General features: G+C 63.6%; 27 protein-coding genes. 10 read left to right on the forward strand and 17 right to left on the reverse strand.

Translation table 11 applies throughout. The features are described 5' to 3' along the window. Positions 1 to 93 precede the first annotated feature (93 nt). From ABIE62_RS12640 to ABIE62_RS12660, 5 genes are all read left to right on the forward strand, one after another. The gene (locus ABIE62_RS12640; protein ID WP_354326532.1) at positions 94 to 1,518 is read left to right on the forward strand and encodes an SLC13 family permease; all 1,425 of its coding nucleotides are present in this window, start codon (positions 94 to 96) and stop codon (positions 1,516 to 1,518) included. A gap of 187 nt (positions 1,519 to 1,705) precedes the next feature. Then, positions 1,706 to 3,019, forward strand: a complete 1,314-nt coding sequence (locus ABIE62_RS12645; protein WP_354326533.1) for a cystathionine gamma-synthase family protein — start codon at positions 1,706 to 1,708, stop codon at positions 3,017 to 3,019. Between the two features lie 51 nt (positions 3,020 to 3,070). Next, positions 3,071 to 3,910, forward strand: a complete 840-nt coding sequence (locus ABIE62_RS12650; RefSeq protein WP_354326534.1) for an SDR family NAD(P)-dependent oxidoreductase — start codon at positions 3,071 to 3,073, stop codon at positions 3,908 to 3,910. A gap of 30 nt (positions 3,911 to 3,940) precedes the next feature. Next, a complete protein-coding gene (locus tag ABIE62_RS12655) occupies positions 3,941 to 5,449 on the forward strand; it encodes a metal-dependent hydrolase family protein (protein ID WP_354326536.1) in 1,509 nt (502 codons plus the stop codon). Further along, on the forward strand, positions 5,446 to 6,198 hold the full coding sequence (locus ABIE62_RS12660; RefSeq protein WP_354326538.1) for a hypothetical protein: 753 nt from the start codon (positions 5,446 to 5,448) through the stop codon (positions 6,196 to 6,198). Before ABIE62_RS12655 ends, ABIE62_RS12660 begins: the two co-directional genes overlap by 4 nt. 9 nt (positions 6,199 to 6,207) lie before the next feature. Here the strand turns inward: ABIE62_RS12660 and ABIE62_RS12665 are convergent, their stop codons facing one another. Then, positions 6,208 to 6,741 carry a J domain-containing protein gene (locus tag ABIE62_RS12665; protein ID WP_354326539.1) on the reverse strand — a complete coding sequence of 178 codons (534 nt, stop codon included), beginning with the start codon at positions 6,739 to 6,741 and terminating at the stop codon, positions 6,208 to 6,210. A 180-nt stretch (positions 6,742 to 6,921) separates the two neighbouring features. Here ABIE62_RS12665 and ABIE62_RS12670 point away from each other — a divergent pair, with 180 nt between their 5' ends. Beyond that, the gene (locus ABIE62_RS12670; RefSeq protein ID WP_354326541.1) at positions 6,922 to 7,089 is read left to right on the forward strand and encodes a hypothetical protein; all 168 of its coding nucleotides are present in this window, start codon (positions 6,922 to 6,924) and stop codon (positions 7,087 to 7,089) included. A 3-nt stretch (positions 7,090 to 7,092) separates the two neighbouring features. On the opposite strand, the gene pal is transcribed toward ABIE62_RS12670, so the two are convergent. From pal to hisB, 12 genes are all read right to left on the reverse strand, one after another. After that, a complete protein-coding gene (pal, locus tag ABIE62_RS12675) occupies positions 7,093 to 7,611 on the reverse strand; it encodes a peptidoglycan-associated lipoprotein Pal (RefSeq protein WP_354326543.1) in 519 nt (172 codons plus the stop codon). 31 nt (positions 7,612 to 7,642) lie between these two features. Continuing rightward, positions 7,643 to 9,052 (reverse strand): Tol-Pal system beta propeller repeat protein TolB, encoded by a 1,410-nt coding sequence (tolB, locus tag ABIE62_RS12680; RefSeq protein WP_354326545.1) that lies wholly within the window; start codon positions 9,050 to 9,052, stop codon positions 7,643 to 7,645. Continuing rightward, a complete protein-coding gene (gene tolA / locus ABIE62_RS12685; RefSeq protein WP_354326546.1) occupies positions 9,049 to 9,813 on the reverse strand; it encodes a cell envelope integrity protein TolA in 765 nt (254 codons plus the stop codon). Before tolA ends, tolB begins: the two co-directional genes overlap by 4 nt. Positions 9,814 to 9,835: 22 nt before the next feature. Beyond that, entirely contained in the window at positions 9,836 to 10,273 is a 438-nt protein-coding gene (locus ABIE62_RS12690; RefSeq protein WP_354326547.1) for an ExbD/TolR family protein, read from the reverse strand. Between the two features lie 121 nt (positions 10,274 to 10,394). Continuing rightward, positions 10,395 to 11,102: a protein TolQ gene (gene tolQ / locus ABIE62_RS12695; protein ID WP_354326548.1), complete on the reverse strand. Its 708-nt coding sequence runs from the start codon at positions 11,100 to 11,102 to the stop codon at positions 10,395 to 10,397. A gap of 4 nt (positions 11,103 to 11,106) precedes the next feature. Beyond that, positions 11,107 to 11,556, reverse strand: a complete 450-nt coding sequence (locus tag ABIE62_RS12700) for a YbgC/FadM family acyl-CoA thioesterase (RefSeq protein WP_354326549.1) — start codon at positions 11,554 to 11,556, stop codon at positions 11,107 to 11,109. Between the two features lie 149 nt (positions 11,557 to 11,705). Further along, positions 11,706 to 12,083: a histidine triad nucleotide-binding protein gene (locus ABIE62_RS12705; RefSeq protein ID WP_354326550.1), complete on the reverse strand. Its 378-nt coding sequence runs from the start codon at positions 12,081 to 12,083 to the stop codon at positions 11,706 to 11,708. Further along, a complete protein-coding gene (locus tag ABIE62_RS12710) occupies positions 12,083 to 12,397 on the reverse strand; it encodes a phosphoribosyl-ATP diphosphatase (RefSeq protein WP_354326552.1) in 315 nt (104 codons plus the stop codon). The genes ABIE62_RS12705 and ABIE62_RS12710 overlap by 1 nt, the downstream gene beginning before the upstream one ends. A 61-nt stretch (positions 12,398 to 12,458) precedes the next feature. Next, positions 12,459 to 13,220 (reverse strand): imidazole glycerol phosphate synthase subunit HisF, encoded by a 762-nt coding sequence (hisF, locus tag ABIE62_RS12715; protein WP_354326554.1) that lies wholly within the window; start codon positions 13,218 to 13,220, stop codon positions 12,459 to 12,461. After that, entirely contained in the window at positions 13,217 to 13,945 is a 729-nt protein-coding gene (hisA, locus tag ABIE62_RS12720; RefSeq protein WP_354326555.1) for a 1-(5-phosphoribosyl)-5-[(5-phosphoribosylamino)methylideneamino]imidazole-4-carboxamide isomerase, read from the reverse strand. The genes hisF and hisA overlap by 4 nt, the downstream gene beginning before the upstream one ends. 10 nt (positions 13,946 to 13,955) lie before the next feature. Then, the gene (hisH, locus tag ABIE62_RS12725) at positions 13,956 to 14,582 is read right to left on the reverse strand and encodes an imidazole glycerol phosphate synthase subunit HisH (RefSeq protein ID WP_354326557.1); all 627 of its coding nucleotides are present in this window, start codon (positions 14,580 to 14,582) and stop codon (positions 13,956 to 13,958) included. A 119-nt stretch (positions 14,583 to 14,701) separates the two neighbouring features. Then, positions 14,702 to 15,310, reverse strand: coding sequence for an imidazoleglycerol-phosphate dehydratase HisB (gene hisB / locus ABIE62_RS12730; protein ID WP_354326559.1), 609 nt, complete (start codon positions 15,308 to 15,310; stop codon positions 14,702 to 14,704). A gap of 112 nt (positions 15,311 to 15,422) precedes the next feature. On the opposite strand from hisB, the gene ABIE62_RS12735 reads away from it, so the two are divergent. Genes ABIE62_RS12735 through ABIE62_RS12750 form a run of 4 tightly spaced genes read left to right on the forward strand, consistent with a single transcriptional unit; the run spans position 15,423 to position 17,784 of the window. Next, positions 15,423 to 15,914, forward strand: coding sequence for an SspB family protein (locus ABIE62_RS12735; RefSeq protein WP_354326561.1), 492 nt, complete (start codon positions 15,423 to 15,425; stop codon positions 15,912 to 15,914). 5 nt (positions 15,915 to 15,919) lie between these two features. Next, entirely contained in the window at positions 15,920 to 16,381 is a 462-nt protein-coding gene (locus tag ABIE62_RS12740) for a hypothetical protein (protein ID WP_354326563.1), read from the forward strand. Positions 16,382 to 16,422: 41 nt separating this feature from the next. Continuing rightward, complete coding sequence (gene gmk, locus ABIE62_RS12745; protein WP_354326565.1) at positions 16,423 to 17,073, forward strand: guanylate kinase; 651 nt, start codon at positions 16,423 to 16,425, stop codon at positions 17,071 to 17,073. Between the two features lie 6 nt (positions 17,074 to 17,079). After that, positions 17,080 to 17,784, forward strand: a complete 705-nt coding sequence (locus ABIE62_RS12750) for a VIT1/CCC1 transporter family protein (RefSeq protein ID WP_354326566.1) — start codon at positions 17,080 to 17,082, stop codon at positions 17,782 to 17,784. A gap of 159 nt (positions 17,785 to 17,943) precedes the next feature. On the opposite strand, the gene ABIE62_RS12755 is transcribed toward ABIE62_RS12750, so the two are convergent. The 4 genes from ABIE62_RS12755 to ABIE62_RS12770 all read right to left on the reverse strand — a co-directional run bounded on the left by ABIE62_RS12755 (position 17,944) and on the right by ABIE62_RS12770 (position 22,786). Beyond that, a complete protein-coding gene (locus ABIE62_RS12755) occupies positions 17,944 to 19,752 on the reverse strand; it encodes an SLC13 family permease (RefSeq protein ID WP_354326568.1) in 1,809 nt (602 codons plus the stop codon). A 228-nt stretch (positions 19,753 to 19,980) separates the two neighbouring features. Further along, positions 19,981 to 20,616, reverse strand: coding sequence for a hypothetical protein (locus ABIE62_RS12760; protein WP_354326570.1), 636 nt, complete (start codon positions 20,614 to 20,616; stop codon positions 19,981 to 19,983). Between the two features lie 109 nt (positions 20,617 to 20,725). Beyond that, entirely contained in the window at positions 20,726 to 21,535 is an 810-nt protein-coding gene (locus ABIE62_RS12765; RefSeq protein ID WP_354326572.1) for an SDR family oxidoreductase, read from the reverse strand. 111 nt (positions 21,536 to 21,646) lie between these two features. After that, complete coding sequence (locus ABIE62_RS12770) at positions 21,647 to 22,786, reverse strand: acyl-CoA dehydrogenase family protein (protein ID WP_354326574.1); 1,140 nt, start codon at positions 22,784 to 22,786, stop codon at positions 21,647 to 21,649. Between the last annotated feature and the right edge of the window lie 69 nt (positions 22,787 to 22,855).

Genomic DNA, 22,855 nt, shown 5'->3' on the forward strand with positions numbered 1-22,855 from the left:
GGCAGGCTGCGTGTGTAAGATTTAACGCAGTCCGCTCTGGTGCGCTTACCATACTCGGTGCTAGCTGGAGCGCGTGGATCGGAACGCCAAGCCATGACCGCACGCCGGATCGGCCTTTTGCTCGGGCCTGCTGCATTCGCGCTCACCGCGCTGCTGCTGCCGCCTGCGGGGATGGCGCCGGGGGCGTGGCTGGTTGCCGGTCTGGTGGTGTGGATGGCTGCCTGGTGGATGACCGAGGCGGTGCCGCTGGCTGTCACCGCGCTGCTGCCGTTCGTGGTGTTGCCCTTGTCGGGCGTCGCCGATGCTCAGGCCACGGCCAGCACCTATTATTCGCCGATCCTGTTCCTGCTGTTGGGCGGGGCGTTCATCGCGCTGGCGATTGAACGCACCGGGCTGCACCGCCGGTTGAGCCTTGCGATCCTGCGCGCGGTAGGCGGGCGCGGCGGCGCGGGGACATTGCTGCTGGCCTTCATGATTTCCGCAGCGCTGCTGTCGATGCTGATTTCCAACACCTCGACCGCGCTGATCATGATGCCGATGGCGCTGGCGGTGTTGCAGGGGGGCGGGAGCGTCGCCTCTAACGATGCGCCGCCGCCGCAGGACGGCATCGCGGGCGCACTGCCGATGGGCATTGCTTTTGCGGCCAGCATCGGCGGGCTTGGCACGATCGTCGGATCGCCCACCAATGCGATTGCGGTGGGCCTGCTGGATAGCATTGCTGGGGTGCGGATCAGCTTTATCGAATGGTCGATGTACGGCGTGCCGGTGGTTGTGCTGGGCATTCCGCTGGCCGCGTGGATCATCGGCCGGGTGCAGCGCGTGGCCGACCACCCGTTCGACATCGCCGCCGCCCGCGCCGCGATTGACAGTCACGCCGCATGGGCCGCGCCGGAAAAACGGCTGGTGCCGCTGGTGTTTGTCACCTTCATCGGGTGGGTCACGCAGCCGTTGGTCGCGCCGCTGCTGCCCGCCGGATCATGGACCGATGGCACCATCGCGGTGATCGCCAGCCTTGCGCTGTTCCTGATCCCCGATGGCACGGGCCGCCCGCTGCTGGTGTGGAAAGAGGCCGACCGCGCGCCGTGGAGCGTGATCTTCATGTTCGGCGGCGGGTTGGCGTTGGCGGGCGGAATGCAGGCATCGGGGCTGGCTGATTGGGTCGGGCAGGCGCTGCTGCCGCTCGAACATTGGCCGCTGTTGCTGGTCGCGCTGGCGGTGGTTGCATTGGTGATCGTGGTGACCGAATTTGCCAGCAATGTCGCGACCGCCACCGGGATCGTGCCAGTGGTCGCCGCGCTGGTGGTAGCGTTGGGGGCTGATCCGGTGCTGCTCGCCCTGCCCGCCGCGCTGGCGGCCAGCTGGGGCTTCATGCTGCCCGCAGGCACTGGCCCCAACGCGATCGCCTGGGCCACGGGACGCATCAGGATCGAACGGATGGTGACAGCGGGCGCACTGCTGGATCTGGCAGGCATCGTGCTGATCGTGGGTGTGGTGTGGGGAATTGCAGCGCTTGTCTGAATATTGATTCGCCTGTCTGAAACCACCGCCGCTGCGCTTGCAACGCTGGTCGGCGCGCGATATTCGGTTGGCGATTGAGCACTGGCTGCGGAGAGGCGTTCCTGCGGAGGTTAGGAACGGGTGCCCTGCCCATTGCGACCAGCTCCCGCCTTCCTGGGAGCGTATGTCTAGGAAGGGCAATCTGCACATGACCGACGCTGTCGATGCGACCAATATCCCCACCCCGCGCCGCAAACCCAAACCCGGCATCAAGTCCATCGGCGGGCGCGCGTTAAAGCCATCCACCCTGATGATGGGCCACGGTTATGATCCGGTGCTGTCCGAAGGATCGCTGAAAGCCCCGATCTTCCTTACCTCGACCTTCGCGTTTGAAAGCGCCGCTGCGGGCAAGCGCCATTTCGAAGGCATCACCGGCCTGCGTGAAGGCGGCGCGGAAGGCCTAGTCTATTCGCGGTTCAACGGCCCCAATCAGGAAATCCTCGAAGGCCGGCTCGCCATTTGGGATGGGGCCGAAGACGCGCTCGCCTTCAGCAGCGGGATGACGGCGATCTGCATCCTGTTGATGGCCTATGCCAGCCAGAACGACGTGATCGTGCATTCCGGGCCGCTCTATGCCGCATCCGAAGGCTTTGTCGCCAAGGTGCTGAGCCGGTTTGGCGTCACCTATATTGATTTTCCCGCCGGGGCGACCCGCGCTGAACTGGACACGGTGCTGGCCAAGGCCAAGGCGCAGGCCGAAGCGCAAGGCGGCAAGGTGGCGATGATCTACCTTGAAAGCCCCGCCAATCCCACCAACGCGCTCGTCGACATCGAAGCCGTCGCCGCTGCGCGCGACCACGCACTTACAGGCACGCCCATTGCGATCGACAACACCTTCCTCGGCCCGTTGTGGCAGCGCCCGCTGGATCATGGCGCGGATATTGTCGCCTATTCGCTGACCAAATATGTCGGCGGCCATTCGGATCTGGTTGCGGGCAGTTTAGCTGGCGCGAAACGGTGGATGGACCCGGTGCGCGCGCTGCGCAACACGATGGGCGGGATCGTTGATCCCAACACCGCATGGATGTTGATGCGCAGCCTTGAAACGGTTGAACTGAGGATGCAGCGCGCGGGCGAAAACGCGACGAAAGTGTGCGATTTCCTGAAATCTCACCCCAAGGTCGAAGGGCTGGGCTATCTCGGCCTGATCAATGATGCGCGCCAGCAGGATATCTATGATCGTCACTGCCTTGGCGCCGGATCCACGTTCTCGGTGTTCATCAAGGGCGGAGAGGCGGAAAGTTTCGCCTTCCTCGATCATCTGACAATCGCCAAACTTGCCGTCAGCCTTGGCGGGACGGAAACGCTGGCGAGCCACCCGGCGTCGATGACCCACCTGTCGGTTCCGGCGGCGCGCAAGGCGATGCTGGGGATTACCGACAATCTCGTGCGGATCAGCGTGGGGATCGAGGATGCCGATGATCTGATCGCCGATTTTGCGCAGGCGCTGGAATATGTGTGAGCTTTCTCGCCCCGCTTGATAGAGTGCAAGCGAGGCGAGGGAGAAACCACCATGACCGACACACGCAAGCCCGTATTCCTGGTCCTTGGCGCAGGGGCCGGGATCGGGGGCCATGCCGCTGCGCATTTTGCCGCCGGGGGATACCACGCGGTATTGGCGCGGCGTTCTGATGAGGCCGGGCTGGCGCGGTTGGTTGGCGCAATCGAAGCCGCGGGCGGCAGCGCCAACGGCACCCTGCTCAACGCGGCGGACGATGGCACGATCGAGGAACTGGTGGCGCGCACCGAAGCCGATATCGGCCCGATTGCCTGCGCGCTCTACAATCTCGGCGCGCAGATTGGCACCCGCGCCCTGCCCGATACCCCGCACCGCACGTTTGAACTGGGTTGGCGGCTGGGCACCTATGGCGTGTTCCGGCTGGCCCACGCGCTGCTGCCGGCGATGGTCGAGCGGGCGAAAACAGGCGCGCATGGCACGCTGCTGGTCACGTCATCAACTGCGGCAGTGCGCGGCAATGCCGGACAACACAGCCACGCCGCCGCAATGGGCGGGCGGCGGATGCTGTGCCAGACATTGAACGCCGAATTTGCCCCGCACGGTGTCCATGTCGCGCACGTGGTGGTCGATGGCGCGGTTGATGCCCCTGACACATTGGGCAAGCTGCTGGGTGACAATTTCGCTGGCTTCAAGGCGGCGAAAGGTTCCGATGGCATCATCAATCCCGCATCCCTGGCGCAAACGTACTGGCACCTCGCCCACCAGCCACGCGATTGCTGGACGCACGAAATCGACGTGCGCCCGTGGAGTGATGTGGCGTGGTGGAACGACAACCCCGATCCGCAAATCGACAGCCGGGGCAAGGGGTTTGCGGGGCCGCAGGATACGCCATGAAGGCTTGCAAACAGGCTTTTATTCCGTAGGTTGGTCTGGTTCGAAATATCGGGGGATGTGACGATGGGGCTGGAATGTTGCGGACACCAACACGCTGATGGCACGCCGGAGGCGGCGTGGATCAACCCCTGCCTGTGCGGCGCGCCCAAAACGCAGGCGGCCTTTGACCGGATTGAAGCTGATCTCTCGCGGCGGCAGGCATTGGGCGGCACGGCGGCGGTGCTGGGGATGTTCGCCGGGTTCGGGCTAGCCCCCAGCTTCGCTCGCGCGCAGACGCCGGGGCGGCCCACGGTTCTGACCAATTGCAGCTATTTTGATGGCACCACCTTGCGGATGCAACAGGGCCGCGAAATCGTGGTCGAAGGTGGCAAGATCAGCGCGATCGTCAATGCCGGAACCGGGCCGCAAGACGCAGACCGGATCGACTGCGGCGGGCGCAGCGTTACGCCGGGGCTGATTGATAGCCACTGGCACGCCACCCTTGTCAGCGTCAGCCAACTGGCCGCTCTAACGCAGGATATCGCCTTCATCCACCTGATCGCCGGGCAGGAAGCAGGCGCAACCCTGATGCGCGGCTTCACGACTGTGCGCGACACCGGCGGACCGGCATTCGGGTTGAAACAGGCGGTGGATCGCGGCGTGCTGGCTGGCCCGCGCATCTTCCCGTCGGGTGCGATGATTTCGCAAACATCGGGCCATGGCGATTTCCGCCTGCTCAACGCCCTGCCCCGCATGGACGGCGATCCCGCAGATTACACTGAACGCACCGGGGTTGCCGCGATTGCCGATGGTGAAGCCGAGGTGCTGCGCCGAACGCGCGAACAATTGATGAAGGGCGCATCGCAGATCAAGATCATGGCGGGCGGCGGGGTCACTTCGCTGTATGACCCGCTCGACACCGCGCAATTCCTTGAAGAGGAAATGCGTGCCGCCGTGCGCGCGGCGGCGGATTGGGGCACCTATGTCTGTTCGCACGTCTACACGCCAGAAGGCATCCAGCGGGCGCTGCGGGCCGGGGTCAGGTCGATCGAGCACGGCCAGTTGGCCGACATCGCCACCATCCGCATGATGAAGGCTGAAGGGGCATGGTGGTCAATCCAGCCCTTCCTGTCCGATGAAGATTCCAATCCCAGAGCCGACCCGGTCCAGCAGGCCAAGGGCGAACAGGTCGCGCGCGGCACAGTGCAGGCGTTCGAGCAAGGCCGCGCCGAGGGGGTGAAGATGGCGTTTGGCACCGACATCCTGATGAACCCCGGTGGTTCAGCCAGTCAGGGGCGGCAACTGGCCAAGCTGACCCGCTTCATGGCCCCGTTAGAGGCCCTGCGCATGGCAACCGGCGCGGCGGGCGAGTTACTGGCAATGTCGGGCGAGCGCGCGCCCTATCCGGGCAAGCTTGGGGTGATCGAGCCGGGCGCGCTGGCAGATCTGCTGGTGTGGGACGGCAATCCATCAGCCAGCCTCGATTTTATCGGTGATCCGGCGAGCAACCTGAAACTGGTGATGAAGGGCGGGCGGGTGTTCAAGGAGAACTTGGCGTGATCCGGGCATCAATCGCCGCGCTGGCCGTGTTGGCAATACTGCCCGCTCCGCTGGCAGCGCAGGAGCCTGCCGCCCAATCGACCGATGATGACTGGTCTGGGCAAGTCACCATTTATGGCTGGGGCGCCGGGATCGGCGGGGATTTCACTCCCTTTTCCGGCGGGCCGGCATTGGAGTTCAACAAATCACTGGGTGAGGTGCTGGAAGATCTCGATGCCGCAATCTTCGCCACAGCACTGGCGCGCAAAGGCGATTTGGTGCTGCTGACCGATTTCAGTTACACCAAGAGTTCCAAAGACGGCCTTGTGCCGCCGGGCATTCCCGCCGCAGGAAAAGTTGCGATTCGCTCGCTCTCATTGCTCGGCGGCAAGCGGTTTCAGGCGAGCGATACGACCACCATCGACGTGCTCGGCGGCGTGCGTGTGTGGAGCCTTGATGGCAGGGTGGACGTCCCGCTTGCCGGGATCGCGCTGGCGCCGGACGATACCTTCGTCGATCCCGTCACCGCAATCCGGCTGAACAGCCAGATCGCGCCGCGCCTGTCATTGCTGGCCTATGGTGATGTCGGCGGGTTCGCAGTGGGCTCCGACCTCACATGGCAAGGCGTTGCGACCCTGAATTACCGCGCGGGAAAATCGCTCTACCTGTCAGCAGGCTACCGCCACCTTTACCTTGATCGGCCATCAGGCGGGACACGGTTTGAAGGCTATCTCAGCGGGCCATTGGCGGGTGCCACGCTGACATTCTGAAGCAACGCGCTATCCCCGCCATTCACGCCGTTCTTCGGCGGCGCGCAGCACTTCGTAGGATACCTGTATCGCCTGAAACTGCTTGGCCGCTTCGGCATCGCCGGGCTTTACATCGGGGTGAACTTCCTTGGCGCAGGCGCGGTAAGCTTTTTTGATCGCGGTAAAATCGGCGTCCGCTTCAAGCCCCAGCAATTCAAGCGCGCGCATTTCATCGGTGCTGCGCGAACCATCGCCCGATCCGGCCCAGCCGTAATACGCGCTTTCAGCGTAACCGGCGTTTTCGCGCTGTTCAGCACGGGTGCGTTCGTCCTTTTCGGCCTGCTCCAGCCCTTCGAAATAATCCCAGCCGGAATTATATTCTGCGGCGTGTTTCTGGCAGAAATACCACCGTTCGCGGCTGTTGGGGGCTTTGGGCGCAGGGCAATTGCCCGGCTCGGCGCAGCCGTGGCGGTCGCAGATGCGCACCTGCGTGGCTTCCTGCGAGGAGCCGTAGGCCCGCCAGCGCGGAAAGCCCCAGTCGAGCGAACGCTTGGCGCGGCTCATCGCGGGGCACCGGGGCGGCGGCGGTAAATGTTGTTGGTCGATGGCATTGGGCAGTCAATCTAGGCGAGGTGGCGGGGATTGGGAAGCGGTGAGACAAGAAAAACCAGTTGCAATGTGAAATGCTGCAATGCAATAGGCTGCAATACGATGGTTCGCCATTCGATCAGGAAAGACTTCAGGATGAGCCCGCAATTGACCCTTTCCAGCCTGTTTTCAGTGCTTGCGCTGGCGGGCCTCTGCGTGGTGACAAGTGCGCGCGATCTTGCCGGGATCGACGCCCCGGCTGCGGCTGCGGCTGCGCCCTATGCGGTGCAGGCCGAGCTTGCACCCGGCCTGCATTCACTCTGATCCTCAGTTAATGATGACCGAGGCGGCGCGGCGGTTCTGCGCCCACGCACCTTCATTCGATGCCAGCGCCACCGGGCGTTCCTTGCCGTAACTCACCACTGAAATGCGGTTCGCATTGACGCCAAGGCTGACGAGGAAGTTCTTCGCCGCAGTCGCGCGGCGTTCACCCAGCGCAAGGTTGTATTCGCGCGTGCCGCGTTCGTCGGCATGGCCTTCGATCGTGAAGGTCACTTGCGGATACTGCGCGAAATACTGCGCCTGTGCCTGCAAAGCGGCGGCATCTTGCGAATCGACGTTGTAGCGATCCGTATCGAAATAGATCGTGGTGGATGATCCAACCGCAACGGCGAAATGCTGCTGCGATCCGACCTGCGGGCCACTGGGCTGCACTGCCGGTGCAGGCTGGGTCACGGTGGGCGCCGGTTCGGGCGGCGGAGGCAGTTGTTCGGGCGCTTTCTTGGCGCAGGCGGCAAGGCTGGTGGCGGATGCCAGCAGCAGGATCGTGGCAAGTTTCGTGTTCATCGCTTGGTTCCTTTCATCGTAACAGGCTTATTCAAGGCCGGATCGGGCCCCAGGCGGGGTCGGAGGCGTCAACCGGGGTCGGCAGGCGGCGTTCGTTCTGGCCGGTCAGATCGACCTGCCAGATGCCCGAACGCCCGGTGTTGCGTTCGGTGCGGAAGAACTGGATGATGCGGCCATTGGGTGCCCAGGTCGGGGCTTCATCCTGCCAGCCGCGGGTCAACACCCGCATATTGCCGCCGCCGGTATTCATCACCGCGATGTTGAAGTCCCCGGCGATCCGGGTGAAGGCGATCTGGTCGCCGCGCGGGCTCCATTCGGGCGTGGCGCAGCGTCCGCCGAAAAAGCTGATGCGTTTCTGGTTGGTGCCATCCGCGTTCATCACATAGCATTGCTGGCTGCCCGAACGGTCGCTTTCAAACACGATTTTACTGCCATCGGGCGAATAGGATCCGCCCACGTCGATGCCGGGATTATCAGTCAGCTTGACGCTCGCCCCGCCGGTCGCAGGCACGCGGTAGATGTCGGTATTGCCCGCCACCGCCATCGAATAGAGGATGAAGCGGCCATCGGGCGACCAGCGCGGGGCGATGGTGGGATTGCGGTTTTCAGATACCAGCGTCTGCTTGCCGCTGCCGATGTCATAGACATAGATGCGCGGATTGCCGTCGACATAGGACAGATACAGAATCTTCGAATAGTCGGGTGAATAGCGCGGAGTAAGCGCGGTGGCGCTGCCAAGCGTCAGAAAACGGTGGTTGGCCCCGTCGCTATCCATGATCGCCAACCGCTTGACCCGGCGATCTTTCGGCCCGGTTTCCGCGATATAGGCGATGCGGCTGTCAAAGAACGGGCTTTCGCCGGTCAGGCGCGAGAAGATCAGGTCGCTGCACTTGTGCGCGGCGCGCCGCCAATCCGCCGGGCCGACCACCCAGCCTTCGCGCACCAGTTCATCCTGCAAGGCGACATCATAGAGGTAGCAGCCGACCACCAGCTTGCCATCATCGCGCGCGCGGACATAGCCGTGCACCAGCATTTCCGCGCTGCGCCCGCTCCATGTGGAGAAGGCCGGGGCGGTGATCTGGTTGAAGGCGGGCTGCGGCAGGCTGTCGGGGCCGACCGGCTTGAACAGCCCGTTATTGCGCAGGTTGGCAGTGATGACGCGGGCAACTTCGCGCCCCAGCGCGCCGGTGCCGCCCTCGTTGGCGGGGGTGGGGCGTTCGCGGTCGGTGGCGAAGGCCGGGATGGCGATGCCGATGTCCGACCATGCGTTTTCATCGGTGACGGTGAAGGAAATGCCTTCCTCCGCCTGCGCTGCAGAAGCATCGGTGGCGGTGGTTTCCACCCGGCCATCCTCGCTGATCGGCGCGCCAAGATCCTGCGCCATCCCCGTAGCGGGCATCGCGGCGGTCAGCAAAAGGGCGGCAAGCAATACGGGTTTCATCGTGATGTGTTCCTATCAAACCGAGCGCCCCGGACAGCCTTCCAAGCCTCGTAATATTCTTCCGGCAGGTCAAACGGCGCGGCCAGTTGCACTGCGCGAATGGCATTTTCCGCATGGCGCGCTGCCTGTGTGCGGTTGGCATCGTTGATCCCGCTCTGGTTGCGCACACGCGGGCGGCCTTTCAGGCTACCATCCGGGTTCAGGTCAAAGTCGACCAAAGTTACAAGTTGGTCAACCTCCAAACCCTGCGGCGCGGTCCAATGCGGCTTGACCTGACGCGCCAGCGCCTGCCCGATAGAGGCCTTGGCGCTCGCCCCGATCTGCGAAGCGGGGATGCGGGTTTCTGTCGTGGTGGTGGACGAACCGGCCCCGCCGAGGAAATCATCGCCAATCCGGCTCCCCCCCCCCGCTTCCGCCGGTTTGGCGGGCGCAGCGCTGGGCTTGGGCGCGGGGGTGCGGGTGGTGCGTTTCGGCTGGGGCGGCGGAGTAGCCGCGGCACGCTCGGCGCGTTCGGGCTGCACAGGATCGGGCGCAGGCGCGGGGGTATCGGACAGCGTCGGCGCAATCGCGGCGCGGCTTTCCGCCACGGGATCGGGCGCACTCGCCTCCAGCCCCACTTCGGTCGCAAGGCTCACCATCATGCGTTCGGGAAACACCGACACTTCGCTGCGCACCGCCTGCATCAACAGCACGGCCACCAGCACGCCGTGCAGCACCAATGCTGCGGCAAGGCCGACCTTCTCCTCGCTCCGGAACGCCATTTCACCCACCATGGTTCTGCAGTTATGGGGCCGAAACTGAACCATCCGTGACCAGCGAGATCGAAGTGAAGCCCGCGCGGCCCAATTCACCCATCACCGCCATCACCCGGCCATAATCAAGGCTGCGATCCCCGCGCAGCACAATCAGCGGCGGCTCCCCGCCCCGATCCAGCGTCTCAAGCGCGGCGGGAAGCCCGCCGGTCGGCACGGCGGTATCTTCTATATAGATGACCCCTGCGCGGTCGATCGAGATGGTGATCTGATCGGGGGTTTCCTCCACCGGCACGGCGCGACTTTCCGGCAGTTCCACCGGCACGCCGACGGCGGGCAGCGTGACCGTCACCATGAAGATGATCAGCAGCACCAGCATCACGTCCACTAGCGGCGTGACGTTGATTTCAGCCATCGCGCTGCGCCGCGTGCGCTTGCCCCGGCGGGAAGAGGATAGATTTATGGCCATTTTTGTTTTTCGCACGCCCCTCCGGGCGCGCGATCCTCGCTAGACGCGCAGCAAAGCTGCGCCCGCTGCGGGCGGGCAGTCGCCCTTGCGGCGGCGCTGCCGCCGATTGACACCAATCTTTTCATAACCGATCCAACTCGCGGCTCAGCCCGGTGTGCAGCTTGTCAGCAAAGCGTTGCAGCTTCGCTTCATACTGGTTCACCGACGCGCCAAAGCGGTTATAGGCAATCACCGCCGGGATCGCCGCGAATAGCCCGATGGCGGTAGCAAACAGCGCTTCGGCAATGCCGGGGGCGACCACGGCGAGGCTGGCGCTTTGCTGCGCGCCGATCTGGAAAAAGCTGTTCATGATCCCCCACACCGTGCCGAACAGGCCGACAAACGGCGCGACCGATCCGACCGTGGCGAGGAAATTGAGCCGTCCGGCGAGCTCATCGGCCTCCTCGGCGATCTGGCTTTCCATCACTGCGCTGACCCGCTGGCGGGTGGCGTCGCGATCAAACGGCTGCTTGGCGGTCGACCGCTTCCATTCGTCCAGCCCAGCGCCCGCCACACGCGCGGCGGGGACTTCCCTGCGCGCCTGTTTGGTCAGCAGGCCTTCGCGGTCGCGGTGCTCCCAGAACTCGGCTTCGTATGCGCGCGATTTGCGGGTCAGGCCGCCAAGCCGCAGGCTGAACGAGACGATGATCATCCACACCCAGATGCTGGCGAGGATCAGGCCCACCATCACCGCTTGCACGATGATATCGGCCTGCAGAAACAGTTCGACCGGATCAAGCCGGGTGGCAGCAGGGGCAGCGGCAACGGCGCTAAGCAGGGCAAGCGTCACGGGTTCAGATTTCCTCGTTCATGAATGTCTGGAAGGCAGCGCGCCAAGCGGCAGGCTGACGGCGCGGGCGACCGTCAAAGGTAATAAAGCCGACCCGCAGGTGGGCTTCGCACAAGGTATCATCTCCCCGCCTTGCAATCTGGTGCATCCGGCACGACGCCGCACCAAGTTCGGTGCAGCGGGTTTCGATCACCACATCATCGTCCAGCTTTGCGGGGCGCAGATATTTCAGGTTGACCTCGGACAGGGCATAGGCGCCCTCCCCACCTTCAATCGCGGCGCGCTGATCTATGCCGAGCACGCGCAACAGGTCAGAGCGCGCCCGTTCGAACCAGCGCAGGTAATTGGCGTGGTAGGTGATCCCCGACAGATCCGTATCCTCATAATAGACGCGCACCGCATAAAGATGCCGCGCACCATCAAGGATGCCGCCGGGGGGAGTGGGAGAGATCATCGCGGCTCGCATTAGCGCAGCCGGGAATCGCTGCAAAGCCGGGTGTTGCGATTTGTCGATGAATGGCAGTGGAACGGGGCTTAGCCCGCACTCGCCGCCGCGCAATCATCGGTTGCAATGCGAAGAAAATGCAGCCCGGATGGGCTGCATTAAACACAAATCATACGCCCCAATGGCTCGCCGCCAAAGATATGGACATGCAGGTGCGGCACTTCCTGCCCGCCATGCGCGCCGATATTGGCGAGCAGTCGGTAACCGGGTTCGACCAGCCCCTTGGCCCGCGCCACTGCACCCACCGCGCGCACAAACCCGGCGATTTCAGCATCCGAGGCCGTGGTCGAAAAATCGTCCCAGCTGACATAGCGGCCCTTGGGCACCACCAGCGTGTGCACCTCTGCCTGCGGGTTGATATCCTCAAACGCGAAAGCCCACTCGTCCTCGTAGACTTTGTTTGACGGGATGTCCCCACGCAGGATTTTCGCAAAGATATTGGCATCATCATAAGGCAGGGTCGGATCAATCGGCATTATTCGCTCCGTGATGCTTTTTCGGTGATGCCAGAGGTGCCTTCGCGGCGTTCGAGTTCGGCCAGCACCGCGGCCAGCTTGACCTCGCGCGCACCAAGCATGACAAGCAGGTGGAACAACAGGTCGGCCGCTTCCTCGACCAGATCGACCTCGTCCCCCGCAAGCGCGGCGATTACCGCCTCGGTCGCTTCCTCACCGAGTTTCTGGGCGATTTTGGAGAGGCCTTTGTCGTGGAGCTTGGCCACATAGCTTTCGTCCGGCGAAGCATGGCGACGCTCAGCGATAGCGGCTTCTAGGCGGGATAAGATGTCCATTGGCATGTCCATAGTGGACACGCGCGCGCAATTGAAGTCCCATCCCTTTGGTGAAGGGAGATTAACCGCGTGCTGGCAAGCCAGTCGCCCGCAGCGCCGCGTGGGCCTCGGCGATGGTGTGGGTGCCGAAATGGAAGATGCTCGCCGCCAGCACCGCGCTGGCATGGCCCTTGGTCACGCCGTCAACGAGGTGTTCAAGGCTCCCCACCCCGCCGCTGGCGATCACCGGGACGCTGACCGCATCGGCGATGGTGCGGGTGAGGTCGAGGTCATAGCCGCGCTGCGTGCCGTCCCCGTCCATCGAGGTGACGAGCAATTCGCCTGCCCCCAGCGCCGCGACCTGCATCGCGTATTCAACCGCATCAATCCCCGTGGGCTTGCGCCCGCCGTGGGTGAAGATTTCCCAATTCCCGCGCGGGGTGCGCCGCGCATCGACGCTGGCGACAACGCATTGGCTGCCGAACTTCGCGGCGATTTCGCCCACCAGTTCGGGCCGGGCAACGGCCGCAGAGTTGACCGCCACCTTGTCCGCGCCGGCCAGCAGCAGCGCGCGCGCATCTTCCGCCGAACGTACCCCGCCGCCCACGGTCAGCGGCATGAAGCACACCTCTGCTGTGCGCCGCACCATGTCTAACAACGTCCCGCGCCCTTCGTGGCTGGCGGAAATGTCTAAGAAACACAGTTCATCCGCACCCGCTGCGTCATAGGCGCGCGCCTGCTCCACCGGATCGCCCGCGTCCTTCAGATCGACGAAATTGACGCCCTTGACCACGCGGCCATTGGCGACATCAAGGCAGGGGATGACGCGGATGCGGACAGTCATTCACGGCTCCCCATCGCAATCGCCGCCGCCAGATCGAGCCGCCCTTCATACAGCGCCCGCCCGGTAATCACCCCCTCGATCCCCTCATGCGCGTGGAGCGCCAGCATATGGATGTCGTCCAGCCCCTTGACCCCGCCGCTGGCGATCACCGGAATGTCCACGCGGCGGGCGAGATCGACGGTCGCGTCGATGTTCACACCCTTGAGCAAGCCGTCGCGGCCAATGTCGGTGAACAATAGCGAGGCAACCCCCGCATCCTCAAACCGGCGGGCGAGATCCACGACCGGCACGTCCGAGACCTCCGCCCAGCCCTCGGTCGCTACATGGCCGTCTTTCGCGTCCACCGCGACGACGATGCCGCCTTCCCATTCGCGGGCCATGTCTTTCACAAATTCGGGGTTCTTGAGCGCGGCGGAGCCCATCACCACCCGCGCCACGCCGAGGTTGAACCAGCCTTCAACCGCCGCCGCATCGCGGATGCCGCCGCCCAGCTGCACATAGCCGGGGAAGGCTTCGACAATCGCCTCGACCGCCGCGCGGTTGCGGCTTTCGCCCGCAAAGCTGCCGTCAAGATCGACCACGTGCAGGTGCTCGGCCCCGGCATCGGCGAAGATCAACGCCTGCGCGGCCGGATCATCGCCATAAATCGTGGCGCGCTCCATGTCCCCTTCGGCAAGGCGGACGACCTGACCGCCTTTGAGGTCGATGGCGGGGAAGACGATCATGCCAAACTCCTCATGGATACCACTCCAAAAAGCGCCGGAGCACCGCCAGCCCGTAGCTCTGGCTCTTTTCCGGGTGAAACTGCACGCCCAGCACATTACCACGCGCCACCGCCGCCACCAGCCCCTCGCCGTGGTCGGTCATCGCCGCGACATCCGCACCGTTATCGGCAGCGAAGTGGTAGGAGTGGAGGAAATAGGCTTCCCCCTCCGCAATCACCGGGTGATTTCTGGCATGGGGCAGGATCGCAACGTCGTTCCAACCCATGTGCGGCACCTTGATGCTTGCGTCGGTCGGTTCGATCAGCCGCACCTCACCCGCGATCCAGCCAAGACCGGGGGTTTCGCCATGCTCCAGGCCGCGATCTGCGAGAAGCTGCATCCCCACGCAGATGCCAAGGAACGGCGCGCCGCCGACATGGACGCGCTCAGTCATCGCCTCGACCATGTGCGGGATGGCGCGCAGCCCTTCGGCGCAGGCTTTAAAACTGCCGACGCCGGGCAGCACGATCCGGTCAGCCGCGCGCACCACGAACGGATCGGCGGTGACGGTGACGTCCGCTCCCGCCGCCTTCAGCGCATTGTGAACCGAATGGAGGTTGCCCGCGCCGTAATCAATCAGCGCGATAACCTCAGGCATTTTTGTTTTCCGCACGCCCCTCCGGGCGCGCGATCCTCGCTACGCGCGCAGCACAGCTGCGCCCGCTGCGGACGGGCGCCAGAACGCTTTGGCGGCCTTGCGGCTGCTGCGCAGCCGAATTACCCACCCAATTGCCCCTTGGTGCTCGGCACGCTCTCGCCCTTGCGCGGGTCGCGTTCCACCGCCTGCCGCATCGCGCGGGCAAAGCCTTTGTAGATACTTTCGCAGATGTGGTGGTTGTTGCTGCCGTAAAGCAGTTCGATATGCAGCGTGATCCCCGCCGCCTGCGATACCGAATGGAACCAGTGTTCGATCAGTTCGGTATCCCACTCGCCCAACTTTTCCTGGGTGAAGCGCGCGTTCCATACCAGAAACGGGCGCCCGGAAATGTCCAGCGCCACCCGCGCCAGCGTCTCGTCCATCGGCGAATAGGCCGCGCCGTAACGCCCGATCCCGGCCTTGTCGCCCAGCGCCTGCGCGATGGCCTGACCCAGCGCAATCGCCGAATCTTCGGTGGTGTGGTGCTGATCGACGTGGAGATCGCCTTCGACTTTCATCGTCACATCGATCAGCGAATGGCGGCTGAACTGTTCGACCATATGATCGAGAAAGCCGATTCCCGTGGACACATCATAGGCGCCCGATCCATCAAGATCGACGTGGATCGCGATGCGGGTTTCGGTGGTGTTGCGCTCTATCGAGCCGGTGCGGGCGAGGATGTTGGCCATATTCCGGCGCTATAGCCCTCTCGCGGCCCATGACAAGCACCTGCCAAACCCGTGGGATCATGCTGCAAAGGGCTTGACCAAGCCCGCGCGTCCCGCCACGAATCCGCCCACCATGAACAGCGACACGCCCGACAGCCTGATCCCCTATGACGAAATCGTGCAGGAAGCCCTGCGCGCGGTGGTGGGCCGGGTGCTCGGATCAATCGTTGGCGGTGGCGGCGCACTGCCGGGAACTCACCATTTCTACATCACCTTCAAGACCGGCGCGCCGGGCGTTTCGATCCCGCCACGCCTGCGCGAACGCTTCCCCGATGAAATGACCATCGTGCTGCAGAACAAGTTCTGGGATCTTGAAGTGGGCGAAGACGGCTTTTCAGTCAGCCTCACCTTCAATCAGGTGCCGTCAAAACTGGTCATCCCGTTCGCCGCGATCACTGCGTTTGTCGATCCGGCGGTTGATTTCGGCCTCCAGTTTCAGGCCGCAGCCGAAGAATTCGCCCCGGAAACGCACGAGGATGCCGAAAACGACGGCACCGATCCCGATGGTGACGGCGATGGCGACGGATCAAACGTCGTGTCGGTCGATTTCGGGCGCAAGAAGTAGCGCCGATGGCGTGGGCCAAGCGGACAGGTGCACAGGTGAAGCGCAGCGCGAGTGCGCCCGTCCCGGCTGCGGCTGAAACCCCTGCCCCCGCAGATACGTCCACAGATGCACCGCCAGCCACCATTGCGGACAAATCACCGCCGTCCAGCCTGGTCGCTGGTACCAACCTGATGATCGCCGATATCGTGCTGCGCTCAGCGGGCAGCCTGCTGCGCAAACGGGCGGAAAAAGGCCTGTTGGCGGCCAGTTCCGATGGTGATTATGACAAGGCCGAGGCTGATCGCCTGATCGATGGCCGCTCGCTGGCTGCCAGCGTGGCATTGTGGGGGGCGAGCCGCATCGCCACCCGCTCGCCCTTGGGCCTTGTGGTGGTGGCCGGAGGCCTCGCCGCCAAACTGCTGTATGACCGGGGCAAACGGCTCGAAACCAACCGCCGCGCGCGCAAACGAACGGGCAACAACGGCTGAGCGCTCTTGATTTGTGCCCTCCTCTTGGGGCAACGGGCGCTATGGGCGATACCTCACACAATTCAGCCGACCAGCTTCACCGCCGCGGCCTGATGTTCATTCTGTCCTCACCGTCGGGTGCGGGCAAGACCACCTTGTCGCGGATGCTGCTCGCCAAGGACGGCGAGATCAAGCTGTCGGTATCAGCCACCACCCGCCCCCCGCGCCCGGGCGAGGTTGACGGCGTGCATTACCACTTCGTTTCAGACGATCTGTTCCAGCAGATGATTGACGAGGACGATTTCTACGAATGGGCCGAGGTGTTCGGCTATCGTTATGGAACGCCCAAGGGAATCATCCGCGCCGCCTTGAAAGACGGGCAGGATTTCCTGTTCGATATTGACTGGCAGGGCACCCAGCAGCTTTACCAGAAAGATCAGCAGGATGTGGTGCGGGTATTCATCCTGCCTCCGTCAATCAATGAACTCCACCGCCGCCTGCACAGCCGCGCCACCGACAGTGCCGAAGTGATCACCGCCCGCATGGAACGCGCGCGGGCCGAAATCAGTCACTGGGACGGGTATGATTACGTGATCATCAATGATGATATTGAGGTCTGCTTTGCCAAAGTCCGCGCCATCCTTGAGGCCGAGCGGATGAAGCGTCAGCGTCAGACCGGGCTGATCCCGTTTGTGCGTGGGCTGATGGGATAACCAAGCATGACATCTGCCACCGCCCACCCCGATGATCCGCACGTCGTCCACCGCAGCGGCTGGTTGAGGGCGGCTGTGCTGGGGGCGAATGACGGGATTATTTCGGTATCCTCGCTGATCATCGGTGTGGCCGCCGCAACGCCGCAGCCGCAGGCTGTTCTGGTTGCCGGGGTGGCAGGCCTATTGGCAGGCGCGCTGTCGATGGCGGCGGGCGAATATATCTCGGTTTCATCGCAGCGGGATTCCGAACAGGCGGATATCCGGCGCGAACAGCACGCGCTGGTGCACACGCCCGAGGCCGAGCAGGAAGAGCTTGCCGCGATCTATCAGAGCCGCGGGTTGAGCGCGCAAACCGCCGCCGCCGTCGCGCGCGAGCTGACCGCGCACGATCCGCTGGCCGCCCATGTGCGTGACGAACTGGGCTTGAGCGAAGCGCTCACCGCGCGCCCGTTGCAGGCCGCGCTTGCTTCTGGTGCGACGTTCAGCGTGGCGGCGGCGGTGCCGCTGATCGCGGCCTTTCTCGCCCCGGCGGCAGTGATTATCCCGGTGGTGGTGGTGATTTCCGTGATCGCGCTTGCGATCCTCGGCGCGCTTGGCGCGAAGGCGGGCGCTGCGCCGATCATCCCGGCCATGCTGCGGGTGATGGGCTGGGGCATTCTGGCGATGGCGGTCACAGCTGCGGTTGGCAGGTTGTTCGGGATCAGTGTTTGACTGGTTAGCCTGCTGGATTGGCTCCGACATTCCCCGCGCGCTGATGTTATACCAAAGCGCGATGAGCCTGACTCATCGCGCTTTGGTATAAGCCCGTGCGGCGCTTGAGAAATTCCAGCGCGTGATGCGTCAGCATCTTAGCGCGCTGGTATAAGCGCATCAGTAGAGCCAATGAATCGCCATGCATGCCGCAATGCCGACCGTGATATTCATCGGGACGCCGATCTTCACGAAGTCCATGAAGCGGTAGTTGGCCGCGCCGTAAACGAGTGTGTTGGTCTGATAACCAATCGGCGTAGCAAAGCTCGCGCTGGCCCCGAACATCACGGCGACCACCAAGGGGCGCGGGTCGATTCCGGCAATCGGGGCCAGGCTAATCGCAATCGGCGTCATGATCACCGCCACCGCGTTGTTGGTTACGGTTTCGGTGAGCAGGCTGGTGACGGCATAGATCGCGATCAACAGAATCAACGGTGTCATTGTCGTCAACAGGGGTTCAAGACTGGACACGATCAGTTCGACCGTCCCGGCATTTTCCAACCCCTTGCCGACAGCCAGCATCCCGAAGATCAATACCAGCGTATTACCGTCAATCGCGCCCCAGGCTTCTTCCGGTTCAAGGCAGCGGAACAACAGGACGATGCCGACCCCTGCCAAAGCGAGCGCTTCGATCGGCCATCCGAATGTCGCGGCCAGCAAAACAACCCCTGCCAAGGTGGCAATGGCGATAGGGGCCTTGGTCCGCCGAAACGCACGGACTTTCGCCTTGCTGACATCGGTCAGGCCGACATTTGCCTGCAGCGCCTGCGCGGCATCGTTGCCCGCTGCGATAAGCAACCGGTCGCCTGCCCGCACGCGCACATTGGCAAGATCGGGGCCAGCAACATGGCGGGGCCGGACAAGGCCAAGCACGCGAACCCTGAGCCGGGACAGCAGCGGGATATCGGCCAGTCTGCGCCCGATCATGGGGTGGGAAGGAGAAATTACCGCCTCCACCAGCCGCAGGTCTCGGGGTCGGTTTGGGCCAGCCGTTGTTACTCCGCCGCCAACACCCATCAGACCGACCTTGAAATCATCCGCTTCGGCAAGCGATGCAAGCTCGGTCGGGCTGGCGGTCACGATCAGTTGATCCCCCGCCGCAAGCAGCCAATCATCGAAACCATGCCGATTGATCGCCTTGCCCCGCTGGACGCCGATAAGACGCACGCCAGGGCGGCGAAAAACGGTGATGTCACCGATCCTGCGCCCGACCAGCAGGCTTTCCGGTGCCAGCACCAGGTGCGACAGAAACGCATCGCTCTCACCCTGATCGTCAATGGCGTGGGCGGCCCGGTCGGGCAGCAGAAACCTTCCTGTCAGGGTCAGCACTCCAAGCCCGGCCGCCGCGGCGCACAGGCCGACCACAGTGATCTCAAAAATCCCGAACGCCGCCAGCCCCTGTTGCTGGGCCACACCATCGACCAGCAGATTGGTTGACGTGCCGATCAACGTCAGCGTCCCCCCAAGGATCGATATATAGGACAAGGGGATCAGCAGCCGGGTGGCAGCAAGGCCGAGCACGCGGGCGAGGCGCTGAACGATCGGGATCATCACAACCACAACCGGCGTGTTGTTCATGAACGCAGAAGCCACGATGGTTCCGGCGCCAATCTCCGCCACCGCCAGCCGGGGTTTGCGCAAGGTGCGCCGGATGATCCAGCCCGAAACCTCCTCCAGAGCGCCAGTGCGCAGCAACGCGCCTGACAGCACAAACATCGCGGCAATCGTGATCGGTGCCGAATTGCTGAACACGCCCAGCAGTTCGCGCGGGGGCAGAAAGCCGAATAGCATCATCAACAGTCCGCCCGTGACCGCAATGATCACCGGCGGCCTGCGCTCAGTCGCGAAGGCCGCAAAAATGCCGATTAGCAGGGCAAGGCCGATATAGGGGCCAAAAGGGGTGACATAGTCCGCCAAAAGGGATTGCATCGCCAATCCCTACAACACCAGTTCAGCATGCGCCATCGGCTGCTGTTGCAGGCCGGCAATCCCGATCATCGCGCGCCCAATTGCCGACAAGAATGCACCCCTTGGCTGCCACCACAATGGGCTACCGCTACAGGATCGGTCACGCCTGGTAAATGCTGTAGAGCGGCTCGGGATCAAGGCCATCGCAACTGCGGCCAGAAAGCGTGTGGTCGCACCCTGCATGCCAGATCAGGTGGTGCGGTTCTTCTCCAGTTCCTTGAGCAGTTCTTCCAATTGCTGTTCGAAAATCGCGCCGCTATCACCGCCGCCGTAACTGATGGCACCGCTCGAAAAGCTGGTGCCGAAGGTCGCACCGATGCTGTGGGTCTGCAGGATGCCCGAGGCAAAATCGCGCTGGGTGAGCGTATCAAGGGGATGCATAAACGCGCCCCACACCAGATCCTGCGCCACTGCATAACGCGCATCGAGCGCGGTATCGAAATTGGCCTGCATCAACCGCTGCATCGCCCCTTCGGGCAGTTCGGCAATCAGCGCGATCGGGGTGATGATCCGCATCCGCGCCGCCGCCGTATCGGTGACGACGATCATCATGTGTTCTTCCAGCGTGAATTGCCAATTATTGCCGGTGCGCGTCGCCTTGGCATCGAGCGCCTTGATCACTTCATCCATCTGTTCCAGCGCGGCGGCGATTTCCGGCGCGATTTCGGCTGGCGGAGCGGCATCCTCACCCTCATCCGGAATGGCGAAATCCTCTTCGTCAGCAGGCGAAGCCGGCGCGGCCTCCTGCGCATAGGCACCGGCGGGCACCATCAGCGCAAGCGCGCAAGCGGAGGTGATCATCCTAGGCAGAAAATTGAACATCATGGCGCGGCCCTTCAGATGTTGAGTCGCGCCAATCTAGGCCTGGGTAACTGCTGCGGCAATCAGGAGAATTTTCCCGATTGCGCGATGCCAGCTTGCGGTGGTCAGGCGATCAGCCCTTGCCGCCCGGATCGGCGAAGTGGTTCGGCAGCAGCGCATTGACCACGCCGCCATCCACCGTCAGCGTGTCACCCACCACGTAATCGCCTGCGCGGCTGCACAGGTAGATCGCGGCCGCCGCCATATCCTCGGCAGTGCCGATCCGCTTGGCCGGGATGCCTGCCGCGCTGGCATCGGGCGCGTCCTTGGCGGCCTTGTTCATTTCTGACGGGAAGGCGCCCGGCGCGATCGAGGTGACGATGATGTTATCATGGATCAGCCGCGCCGCCATGCGCCGGGTCAGCTGGATCACCGCCGCCTTGGATGCCTGATAGGCGTAGGTTTCCCACGGGTTGATCCGCTGCCCATCAATTGATGACACGTGGATCACCTTGGCCGGATGCCCGGCCTTGCCGCCTTCGACCAGCAGATCGTGCAGTTTCTGGGTGAGGAAGAACGGGGTTTTGACGTTCAGATCCATCGTCCGGTGCCAGCCAGCCTCGGTAAATTCGAGGAACGGCTGCCCCCACGCTGCGCCGGCATTGTTGATGAGGATATCGAGCCGGGTCTCACGGCGATGCAATTCATCAGCCAGCGCGACCATGCCGTCCATCTGCGAAAGGTCGGCAGGAATGCCGATCACGCGATCCGCACCGAATTCGTCAATCGTGGCCTGCATCTGTTCAACCTTGCGGGCCGAGATGTAAACCCGCGCGCATCCGGCGGCGAGCAGGCCTTCGACAAACATCTTGCCGATCCCGCGCGAACCACCCGTGACCAGCGCGATGCGCCCTTCGAGGCTGAAAAGTGATTGAATGTCCATTTCGACTATTCTCTCCGTCATCCCGGACTTGACCCGGGATCCCGCTAACTTCGGACCCGCCGCGAGACAAAAGCGGGGCCCCGGATCAAGTCCGGGGCGACGATAAAAAGTCTAGTATCCGCTCAAGGTCGCCACGCGATTAGCGTGGAAAAAAGCATCGCCCAGAAATTCGGCCAAGGCGCGGTCGCGCTTCATATAAAGGCCGATGTCGTATTCGTCGGTCATACCAATGCCGCCGTGCATTTGCACCCCCTCCTGCACCGCGAGCCGCGCGGTCTTGGCAACCTTGGCCTTGGCAACGCTGGTCATCAGGTCGGCGCTTTCCGCACCGGCATCGAGCAATTGCTGCGCCTTGATCGTCACCGCGCGGGCGATTTCGACCTCGGAATAGAGATGGCTGGCGCGGTGTTGCAGCGCCTGAAACTCACCGATCAGCCGCCCGAACTGCTTGCGCTGTTTCAGGTAATCGACCGTCATGTCCATCGCCCCGCTGGCAACGCCCACGCCTTCTGCCGCAGCGCCAACCCGGCCCGCCAGCAGCATCGCATTGAGCACTTCGCGCCCGCCGTCGACCTCACCAATCACCGCATCGCCATCAAGCTCGACGTTGTCGAATTTGGTGTGGGTTGCCATCGACGAATCGACCAGCCGCACCGCGTCATGGCTCATCCTGCTGGCGTCTTTGGGCACCGCGAACAGCGTGATCCCATCGTCGTCATCGTCCGCACCAGACGTGCGCGCGGCGACCACGATCATGTCGGCGCTGCCGCCATAGACGACGAAGCTTTTGGAACCTGACAGCCGGAATCCGTTGCCCGAACGTTCGGCGCGGGTGGTGATGCGACCGGGGCGGTGCTTGGCGGTTTCGTCAATCGCCACCGCGAACACGCTGTCACCTGCGATCAGGCCGGGGAGGTAGCGGCCCTTCACGTCCGCCGATCCGTGCTTGAGCGCGGTTGCGGCGAGCACCGAGGACGTGAGAAACGGCGAGGGGGTAAGGTTGCGGCCGATTTCCTCAAGCACGATCCCGGCTTCGACATGGCCCATGCCCAGCCCGCCATCACCCTCGCCCACCAGCATCCCGGTAAAGCCCATTTCGGCCATCTGCTTCCAGAGGCCGTGGCCGAAGCCATCCTTGCAATTGCGGTCGCGCCAGTGGCGCAGTTGCTTGGCGATGTTGCCTTCTTCGGCCATGAAGCCGCGCGCGGTATCGGCCAGCATGGCCTGATCGTCGTTATGATACAGGGGCATTGGTTTTCCCTCTCTATGGTGCCCGTCACCCCGGCGCCAAGGTTTTTGGGGCAGGGGTGACGCTCAATG

Origin of the sequence: Porphyrobacter sp. MBR-155, from assembly GCF_040547625.1 — a bacterium.
Taxonomy (GTDB): Bacteria; Pseudomonadota; Alphaproteobacteria; order Sphingomonadales; family Sphingomonadaceae; genus Erythrobacter.

Excerpts from the sequence above, each read along its gene's own strand:
- ABIE62_RS12665 (WP_354326539.1), bottom strand. The coding sequence starts at position 6,741 with ATGAGCCGCGCCAAGCGTTCGCTCGACTGGGGCTTTCCGCGCTGGCGG.
- ABIE62_RS12710 (WP_354326552.1), bottom strand. The coding sequence starts at position 12,397 with ATGGACATCTTATCCCGCCTAGAAGCCGCTATCGCTGAGCGTCGCCAT.
- hisF (WP_354326554.1), bottom strand. The coding sequence starts at position 13,220 with ATGACTGTCCGCATCCGCGTCATCCCCTGCCTTGATGTCGCCAATGGC.
- ABIE62_RS12760 (WP_354326570.1), bottom strand. The coding sequence starts at position 20,616 with ATGATGTTCAATTTTCTGCCTAGGATGATCACCTCCGCTTGCGCGCTT.
- tolB (WP_354326545.1), bottom strand. The coding sequence starts at position 9,052 with ATGAAACCCGTATTGCTTGCCGCCCTTTTGCTGACCGCCGCGATGCCC.
- ABIE62_RS12765 (WP_354326572.1), bottom strand. The coding sequence starts at position 21,535 with ATGGACATTCAATCACTTTTCAGCCTCGAAGGGCGCATCGCGCTGGTC.
- ABIE62_RS12750 (WP_354326566.1), top strand. The coding sequence starts at position 17,080 with ATGACATCTGCCACCGCCCACCCCGATGATCCGCACGTCGTCCACCGC.
- ABIE62_RS12770 (WP_354326574.1), bottom strand. The coding sequence starts at position 22,786 with ATGCCCCTGTATCATAACGACGATCAGGCCATGCTGGCCGATACCGCG.
- tolA (WP_354326546.1), bottom strand. The coding sequence starts at position 9,813 with ATGGCGTTCCGGAGCGAGGAGAAGGTCGGCCTTGCCGCAGCATTGGTG.
- ABIE62_RS12700 (WP_354326549.1), bottom strand. The coding sequence starts at position 11,556 with ATGATCTCTCCCACTCCCCCCGGCGGCATCCTTGATGGTGCGCGGCAT.
- pal (WP_354326543.1), bottom strand. The coding sequence starts at position 7,611 with ATGAACACGAAACTTGCCACGATCCTGCTGCTGGCATCCGCCACCAGC.
- ABIE62_RS12735 (WP_354326561.1), top strand. The coding sequence starts at position 15,423 with ATGAACAGCGACACGCCCGACAGCCTGATCCCCTATGACGAAATCGTG.
- ABIE62_RS12640 (WP_354326532.1), top strand. The coding sequence starts at position 94 with ATGACCGCACGCCGGATCGGCCTTTTGCTCGGGCCTGCTGCATTCGCG.
- ABIE62_RS12645 (WP_354326533.1), top strand. The coding sequence starts at position 1,706 with ATGACCGACGCTGTCGATGCGACCAATATCCCCACCCCGCGCCGCAAA.
- ABIE62_RS12740 (WP_354326563.1), top strand. The coding sequence starts at position 15,920 with ATGGCGTGGGCCAAGCGGACAGGTGCACAGGTGAAGCGCAGCGCGAGT.
- hisH (WP_354326557.1), bottom strand. The coding sequence starts at position 14,582 with ATGCCTGAGGTTATCGCGCTGATTGATTACGGCGCGGGCAACCTCCAT.
- ABIE62_RS12650 (WP_354326534.1), top strand. The coding sequence starts at position 3,071 with ATGACCGACACACGCAAGCCCGTATTCCTGGTCCTTGGCGCAGGGGCC.
- ABIE62_RS12670 (WP_354326541.1), top strand. The coding sequence starts at position 6,922 with ATGAGCCCGCAATTGACCCTTTCCAGCCTGTTTTCAGTGCTTGCGCTG.
- ABIE62_RS12755 (WP_354326568.1), bottom strand. The coding sequence starts at position 19,752 with ATGCAATCCCTTTTGGCGGACTATGTCACCCCTTTTGGCCCCTATATC.
- gmk (WP_354326565.1), top strand. The coding sequence starts at position 16,423 with ATGGGCGATACCTCACACAATTCAGCCGACCAGCTTCACCGCCGCGGC.
- ABIE62_RS12690 (WP_354326547.1), bottom strand. The coding sequence starts at position 10,273 with ATGGCCATAAATCTATCCTCTTCCCGCCGGGGCAAGCGCACGCGGCGC.
- ABIE62_RS12705 (WP_354326550.1), bottom strand. The coding sequence starts at position 12,083 with ATGCCGATTGATCCGACCCTGCCTTATGATGATGCCAATATCTTTGCG.
- hisA (WP_354326555.1), bottom strand. The coding sequence starts at position 13,945 with ATGATCGTCTTCCCCGCCATCGACCTCAAAGGCGGTCAGGTCGTCCGC.
- hisB (WP_354326559.1), bottom strand. The coding sequence starts at position 15,310 with ATGGCCAACATCCTCGCCCGCACCGGCTCGATAGAGCGCAACACCACC.